A 7,177-nucleotide genomic window follows, 5' to 3' on the forward strand; every position below is an offset into this window, starting at 1 on the left:
TCATACTGTGGAGAACGGCATGCCAACAGCCCCCGACACTATACATTATATTAACACATTTTTCGCTAGACAACCCATCTTCACTCGGGATCAATCCGTTTGGGGCTATCAATTGTTATATCGCCACCGACGGGAATCCATCCAGGCCGACTATTCGGATGATGATCTCGCCACGCTCAGTGTTATCGAAAACGCTCTCTCCAGCCCGCAACGTCGAGGAGCCCCTGGCAAAAAAATATGCATTCACTTTACACAAAATACGATCATGCATGACTTGCCGCTCACATTACCTGCAGAAAATACGATAATAACTATTGGAGAATATATCAAATTTAACGAGGCATATATCGCTAGCATCCGCGCCTTGAAAAGAAAAGGATATGGCGTGGCTCTCGATGCCTATTCCGGGCAAGAACATGCGGCCTCTCTTCTCGATTTCGTCGACGTGGTGTTCATCGATGTTTTATCCAAAACACCGCGCCAAATCATGTCCATCATGGACACGGCCAAATACAGCGTCTTCGGAGCCAAGCGTGTAGAGACACAGCGTCATTTCGACGCCATTAATGATCTTGGCTTTACGTACTTTCACGGATTCTTTTTTGAAGAACCGACGATTGTCCCCGGCCGAAAGCTCACTGCCGGACAAGTGGCCAGATTGAGTCTGACCCGCGTACTCTCGTCTCCCGAACCCGATTTTGAGGCGTTGTCTCACGTTATAGAAACCGACGTCTCACTGAGTTATCGGCTGTTTACCTTTGTCAATTCCGTGCATTTTGGAATGAAACAAACCGTCTCATCGATAAAACGAGCCGTGCTTCTCCTCGGTTGGGATCTTGTAAAAGCGTGGTTATGGTTGGTTGTTCTTACCGATTTGACTCCACCGGGAAAAACATCGGAACTTGCCTATATGGCTTTGGTTCGAGGACGCTTTCTTCGGGAAATGGCATTCACTATGGGGGCCAATGCCCATGAAGCAGAATCGTGGCATTTGTTAGGATTATTCTCAATGCTTGAGGCAATGCTCGATGTTCCCATGGAAACGCTTGTCGCAAGCCTTCCGGTAACCAATACGATCAAAGACGCGTTGACCGGATCATGCGGCGTCATGTGCGATTGGCTCACCATGGCAACGTGTTTCGAAAGCGGTGATTTCGACACTCTTGACCGCCTTGCACAGCAATACGGTTCACCGCCTCTCAATATGAGCGAGGCCTATTGCCGAGCCTTGGGCTTCATCAAAGACCTCACTCTTCCCACATAGCGCTATTTAGCCCTTCAATCCTCGAGCATAGTCCGAATCTCCTGCCGGATGATCTCAAGAAATTCTGGAAAAACTTTTTTGATAGGGTCGGTCATTTCCATATCCCAATCAATCTTCAAGGGTTCCATACCGACGACACGCATCTGCGGTTTATGTCCCATCAACTCGGCCATACGCAATGAATCAAGCATATCAATATCATGTACGGACAAGTTCTGACTCTCATCCTTAATAATATCGTCTTCACTCAAACGATAGATGGTGCCTGGACCATTACTCCCACGCACACAATCGAGAACGAGGAGCTTTTCGTAATTCTTGAAGATATAAAAGATATCCTGAGTGAACGTCCCTCCTTCAAGCAAATCGACGTCATCTGGCCAACGTTCTTCCATGAGCGCTTTCACGGCATGGACACCTACCCCTTCATCTGAAAGCAACAGGTTGCCGATTCCAAGTACAAGCAATTTCTTCATGTTTTCTCCCAAGAAAAACCACACGGTAAATGCTTTTTCTTGTTTTCTTCTCGTTTGTCATCGCCGTATCAAAGCAATCACAGCCAATTCATGACGTCTCTGCTCTGCGCTCTCTCCCCCTATCGCGTGAATACAATTTATGGAAGAGGGGGAGACGCTGGCTTTCCACAAGGAAACATCTCTCTTCCCCAAAAACAAAGGGCCGGAATTCCGGCCCTTTGTTGAGAACGCAACGCGTTGCGCTTACTTCTGGATAACGATTTCGGTGGTTTCGCCGGTCTCAGCGTGCAGCACGTGCACGGCACAACCAAGTCACGGGTCAAAGGCACGCACGAGGCGGCCTACGTTGACAGGGTTTTTCGGATCCGGAACAGGAACACCGATCAGCGCCTCTTCGACCGGGCCACGCTGGCCCATGTCGTCACGAGGACAGTTGTTCCAAATCGTCGCGGGAACGGCCTGGTAGTTATTGATCTTTTTACCCTTGATGTTGATGTAGTGCAGAAGAGCACCACGAGGAGCTTCCGTCATGCCCAAACCTTCGCCGGAATCGGGCACCGGAGCTTTCACATAAGTTTCCGCACCAGCTTTGACTTCCTTCATCCAACGCTTCATGGCCTGCGCAACGAGGTAGGATTCTTCGGCGCGGGCAACATGGCGACCCATGATGGAGAATGCCAAATCGCCAAGGTCACGGAACTTCTTGGCTTCGATATTATACAGGTCTTTCAGCTGTTTTTGGCCGACAGGGCTCAACTCATGGTTGCTGACCCACATTCTGGCCAACGGGCCGGCTTCGTGGGGACGTTCAGCGTAACGAGGAGCTTTGACGAAGCTGTATGCACCTTCTTTGTGAACTTGCGGAACGGTCTGTCCCTCTGTGGGATTCAGGCCGGTGGTGTTTTGCTCGTACCAGGAGTACTTGACGTATTCCTTGATCAGAGCCGGATCAAGCTTGCTATCTTTGCCGTCAGTGTACACGCCGGGGGTCTGCAGGTACTCGGTCATTTCGTCGTTTTCTGGGAAAACGCCGTAGGAAATGCAGTTCTTGTAGCCAATACCCGTGCTGAACAGATCTTTGTAGACCGTACCGACGAGATAGACCGTAGGGACGTATTCGGTTTCAATGAAGTCGGCGACCTCTTTGAAGCGAGCAAGATAAGCGGCCAACGCGTCTTTGGTCGGAATCTGGGTGGTACCACCAACAACGATCCCTTGAACGTGCGGCATTTTACCGCCGAACAACGCGACACATTCGTGAGCAATTTCACGCATGCGCAAGGCTTTGAGGTACTGATCCACTCCGACCTTGTTCACATCTTCAGGAAGACGGAGGTCGGGATTTTCGTACCGGGGGACAAAAAAAGCAACATCCGGGCCTTTAACATAGTCAAGAGCAGCCAGATGATAAAAATGCAAGATGTGAGACTGCAAGTAGTTGGCACCGAAAATGAGGTTTCGGGCAATGCGTCCGTTCGTCGTGATTTTCCCTTTAATGCCAAAGGCATCATCAAGTGCCATGCTCGATGCTGTGGCATGAGCGGTCGGGCACACGCCGCAGATACGCTGTACGATCTGGGAGGCGTCCCGGGGGTCGCGACCGATGAGGATATTTTCAAAACCGCGGTACATGGGGCCGGTACACCAGGCATCGACCACTTTCCCGTCTTTGACCACAACATCGACTTTGAGATGGCCTTCAACCCGGGTCAACGGGTCGATGGTGATTTTCACCTTGCCGTCAGCTTCCGGCATGGGATGGGCTACATTCGTCGCCATGAATACTCTCCTTATCGCTACGTTACCGACAGTGTTGTTCCAAGACGTTGTATGTCCAAAAGAGATTTACAAATCTTAAACAACGGGCTCATAGAACGGCGAATAACCGTCGGGCCAATCCGTTTCGACGCAGCCGATGCAAATGGCATTTTCAACACACCAGTTGACACCATTGTTCCAACGACGTTTGTAGCAATCGGCGCTGGCCAAGGGGCCCTTACAGCCCATGTCGGCGCGACAAGATGTATCTTTCATCTCGGTGAAGGTTGTCTGCCGGACATCTTCTTCGAAGTATTTAAGGTAAGGACAGTTGTCGTGAATGAGCTCACCAAAGAACATGGTCGGACGCCCCTGAGCATCAAGTTCGGGAATGCCTTTGGTCAAGAGGTGGACCAAGGTGCCAACCATCCAGTCAGGATGAGGGGGGCAGCCAGGCACATTGATCAACGGCGTTTTAATGCCTTCTTGCTCGAAAAACTTCGACGCAGACATTGATTGCGTCAGGTTGCCTTCTGCAGCCGGAATACCGCCACCGGCAGCACACGTGCCGAGAGCCATGACACCAGCAGCCTTCGGCGCAATGGCTTTAATGGCTTCGACCATGGTAAATTCTTTTTCATTGTAGTCGCCAACGATGCAGAAATGACCGTCTTCCCCAACCGGAATAGCACCTTCGATGGCAAGATAGAATTTGCCTTCAAACTTCTCGGCGATTTCAAACAAATGACCGAACGCAACGCCCCCTTCGGCATCCATGACGGTCGGGTGATATTCAAGGCTGATTACCTTGAGCACCACATCAGCAATCGACGGATTTAAACTGTTGAGCAACGACACGGAACATCCGGTGCAGCCCTGGCCCTGAATCCATACGACCGGGGGCTTGCCCGGTCCCGTTGCCGCTTCCAGCATTTTCACCAGTCCAGGATGGAACATCTGGGAAACACCGAAGCCGGCGACGGTACCCGTGCATAATTTCACAAAATCACGACGTTTCATTACCCGCCTCCTTCAGACGCTTGCCGGCAACCGCACAAACAGTTGTCAGCGTTATAAAGCCAACTCTTTGAATTCTCACATTTTTCCAAATCGTCGGCGTTGTGGCTTGCAGAAGGTACAGCTTGAAGCTCTTTTTCCTTGATATTAAACGGGCTTAATATGTGAGAGTTTCAGTTAGCTTCTACGCCTTCACCCTCTTTCCGTCAATTCTATTGATAGTTATCGCGTTAACCCATCAATAAAACCTATACAACGTGATCTACAGCGGATAAAGAGAACACAGTTTCCTTCAGGCCTCCCCTTGTCAGGGCAAAGCGGAAACAGTATCTTTCTCAATGTGACTTTGAAAACGTCCCATGAAGCGCGTTCTTCGCGCTTTTCCATTCTCGCCGGAAGCCCCCCCGTTCGTACGGTTAGCATCTGGCAGAGCCGTAATGACCCGCAAGCAAGGATGATGTTTATATGAAAACAATTATCTTTTTATTTACGCTTCTCTTCCTTGGCCTGGCCGGCCTTGGAGTCTACTATTTCATGGGGGACCGCGAAAAACCCCAAGTCTACTTACGCCCTGACATTACGACGGCTTCAACGAAGAAAGCGTTTACCATCGAAGCTGAAGATCCGCTTTCCGGCATCAAGAGTGTCAGCGCGACAGTCACGCAAGGTCAGACAACGGCGACTGTTTTCGAACGCACGTTTACCCCTCCGGTAAAAAAAGTTGCCGAAACATTTTCCATCGGGGATGTCGCCTTGCGTGAAGGCGAATTCGATCTGACCGTCACGGCGACAGACGGCTCTATCTTTAATTTTGGCGAAGGAAACACCGCGCGTGTTGTCAAACCCATGACATTGGACAATCGTCCACCTGCTGTCACTGTCCTGTCGCTGGCCCACAATGTTCGACAAGGCGGGACGGGCTTTATCGTGTACACGGTCAGTGAGGATGTTGATTCATCAGGCATCAGGCTAGGGAATGAATTCTACCCCGGTTTCTTACAGAGTAACGGACTGTATTACTGCTTCTTCCCCTTCCCCATGGATATGGATCCCAAAGATTTCAATCCCGTTGTCACGGCAACGGATGTCGCTGGCAACACCCGATCTACATCGTTTCGTCACCAAGGCATTCCGAAAAAATTCCGGCAGGATCGCATCAACATTTCCGATGGCTTTCTTCAGAGCAAAATGCCTCAATTTCAGGCGGATTTTCCGAATCAAACAGACCTCCTTGATGTCTTTATCAAGGTGAACAATGAAATGCGTGCCCAGAATGTGAGCGGCCTCCTTGCAATTGGTAAGAAGACCGCCCCCACTATGCTTTGGGAAGGAGATTTTCTCCGTTTACCCAATGCAGCACCCCGCGCTCAATTCGGAGACCATCGCGACTATTATTACAAGGGGAAAAAGATCGACAAACAAACCCACATGGGACTCGATCTTGCGTCATTGGAGCAGGCCGAAATTCCAGCAGCCAACAATGGTATTGTGGTCATGGCCGCCCCATACGGAATTTACGGAAATTGTGTTGTTATTGATCATGGCCTTGGTCTGCAAACCTTGTATTCCCACTTGAGCCAAATTCGCGTCAAAGAGGGAGACCATGTCAATCGCGGTGATATCATCGGGAATACCGGCGTCACGGGTATGGCTGGCGGTGATCACCTTCACTTCGGTGTGCTTGTCCATGGTCTGCAAGTCCAACCCATTGAATGGTTCGATTTGCATTGGATCAAAGACAATGTCATCGGCAAAATCCCGAAAAATAAAGCACAACAATAATCTCCCCTCTTCACTAATACAAAACGGGAACGATTTTTCTGTATCGTTCCCGTTTTGTATTTCCTGCCTCATCACACCAAGAGTGAGAGGATAGAATTCCAATTCTAATTCGAAATAGCTTTAATGATCCATTGCCAAGCTACAATGGATTTGACTCGTTTATGGTCAGTCTCAAGATTTGAGAGTGAGCTGACAAGATGATTTTCCAAGCTGGCAAGATCATCAAATACTCTATTGTGAAAGTATGTTTCTTTTACTTCGTCCCATATATGCTCCACGGGGTTGAGTTCTGGAGAATATGGTGGTTGTATAATGAGTTTGATATTCCATGAAATGATCAAGGATGCGTTCATTCGGATAACGCGAACTCACTTCGTTCAGGAAGATTTGCATGCATGATGTATTGACATATGGAAGAACGAGGCTGTTTATATTTCCCTCCAAGATACTTACAGCTGAATAAGCATAGGTATATTGTTGAGAAATCATTGTTTTACATATTGGTCTTTCCGGTTTGGGGCACCAGCAACGCCGAGATTCAGAAATCAAGCCAAATCGTGCCTCATCTTGGAACATGAGTCTCAGCGGGAGATCTTCTTGCCATCCTTGTGTGTTATCTTGGACTATGAATTTGAGTTTTTTTTCCAAGCCTCTTGCGCCTCGACATCCGCCGCTACATGACGTTTATCGGGAGCCAATTTTCGCCAGCCATGTCGGTGCAAGAGGTTGTAGGCTGAGGAAAGAGGAATCTTTCGCCCAAGTCGTTGTTCGAGGGCCTGATGTATCTCGGCTACGACAAGGATTCCTCCTTCCTTTGCTTTTTGGAAAAATGGCTCAAGAAAATCTTTTTCTGCTTCAGGTGTGAGGTTTTGACGCCTTC

Annotated in this window: 7 protein-coding genes; 2 read left to right on the forward strand and 5 right to left on the reverse strand. The window is 49.2% G+C overall.

Annotated elements, in window-relative coordinates; all coding sequences use genetic code 11:
• Positions 1-19 precede the first annotated feature (19 nt).
• A complete protein-coding gene (locus G451_RS0115940; protein ID WP_027185045.1) occupies positions 20-1,264 on the forward strand; it encodes an EAL and HDOD domain-containing protein in 1,245 nt (414 codons plus the stop codon).
• Positions 1,265-1,278: 14 nt separating this feature from the next.
• Here G451_RS0115940 and hysD read toward each other — a convergent pair whose 3' ends face one another.
• The 3 genes from hysD to hysB all read right to left on the reverse strand — a co-directional run bounded on the left by hysD (position 1,279) and on the right by hysB (position 4,518).
• A complete protein-coding gene (gene hysD / locus G451_RS0115945) occupies positions 1,279-1,740 on the reverse strand; it encodes a NiFeSe hydrogenase maturation protease (protein WP_027185046.1) in 462 nt (153 codons plus the stop codon).
• Between the two features lie 312 nt (positions 1,741-2,052).
• Complete coding sequence (hysA, locus tag G451_RS0115950; protein ID WP_034642476.1) at positions 2,053-3,519, reverse strand: NiFeSe hydrogenase large subunit HysA; 1,467 nt, start codon at positions 3,517-3,519, stop codon at positions 2,053-2,055.
• Positions 3,520-3,594: 75 nt separating this feature from the next.
• The gene (gene hysB / locus G451_RS0115955; protein ID WP_027185048.1) at positions 3,595-4,518 is read right to left on the reverse strand and encodes a NiFeSe hydrogenase small subunit; all 924 of its coding nucleotides are present in this window, start codon (positions 4,516-4,518) and stop codon (positions 3,595-3,597) included.
• A gap of 462 nt (positions 4,519-4,980) precedes the next feature.
• On the opposite strand from hysB, the gene G451_RS0115960 reads away from it, so the two are divergent.
• Positions 4,981-6,297, forward strand: a complete 1,317-nt coding sequence (locus G451_RS0115960) for a M23 family metallopeptidase (RefSeq protein WP_027185049.1) — start codon at positions 4,981-4,983, stop codon at positions 6,295-6,297.
• A 104-nt stretch (positions 6,298-6,401) separates the two neighbouring features.
• Here G451_RS0115960 and G451_RS35370 read toward each other — a convergent pair whose 3' ends face one another.
• Positions 6,402-6,650: a transposase gene (locus G451_RS35370; RefSeq protein WP_051261572.1), complete on the reverse strand. Its 249-nt coding sequence runs from the start codon at positions 6,648-6,650 to the stop codon at positions 6,402-6,404.
• A 270-nt stretch (positions 6,651-6,920) separates the two neighbouring features.
• Positions 6,921-7,177, reverse strand: a 257-nt coding sequence (locus G451_RS29815; protein WP_034642478.1) for a helix-turn-helix domain-containing protein, incomplete at its 5' end; no start/stop codon positions are given.

It is taken from the genome of Desulfovibrio inopinatus DSM 10711, assembly GCF_000429305.1.
Lineage (GTDB): Bacteria > Desulfobacterota > Desulfovibrionia > Desulfovibrionales > Desulfovibrionaceae > Alteridesulfovibrio > Alteridesulfovibrio inopinatus.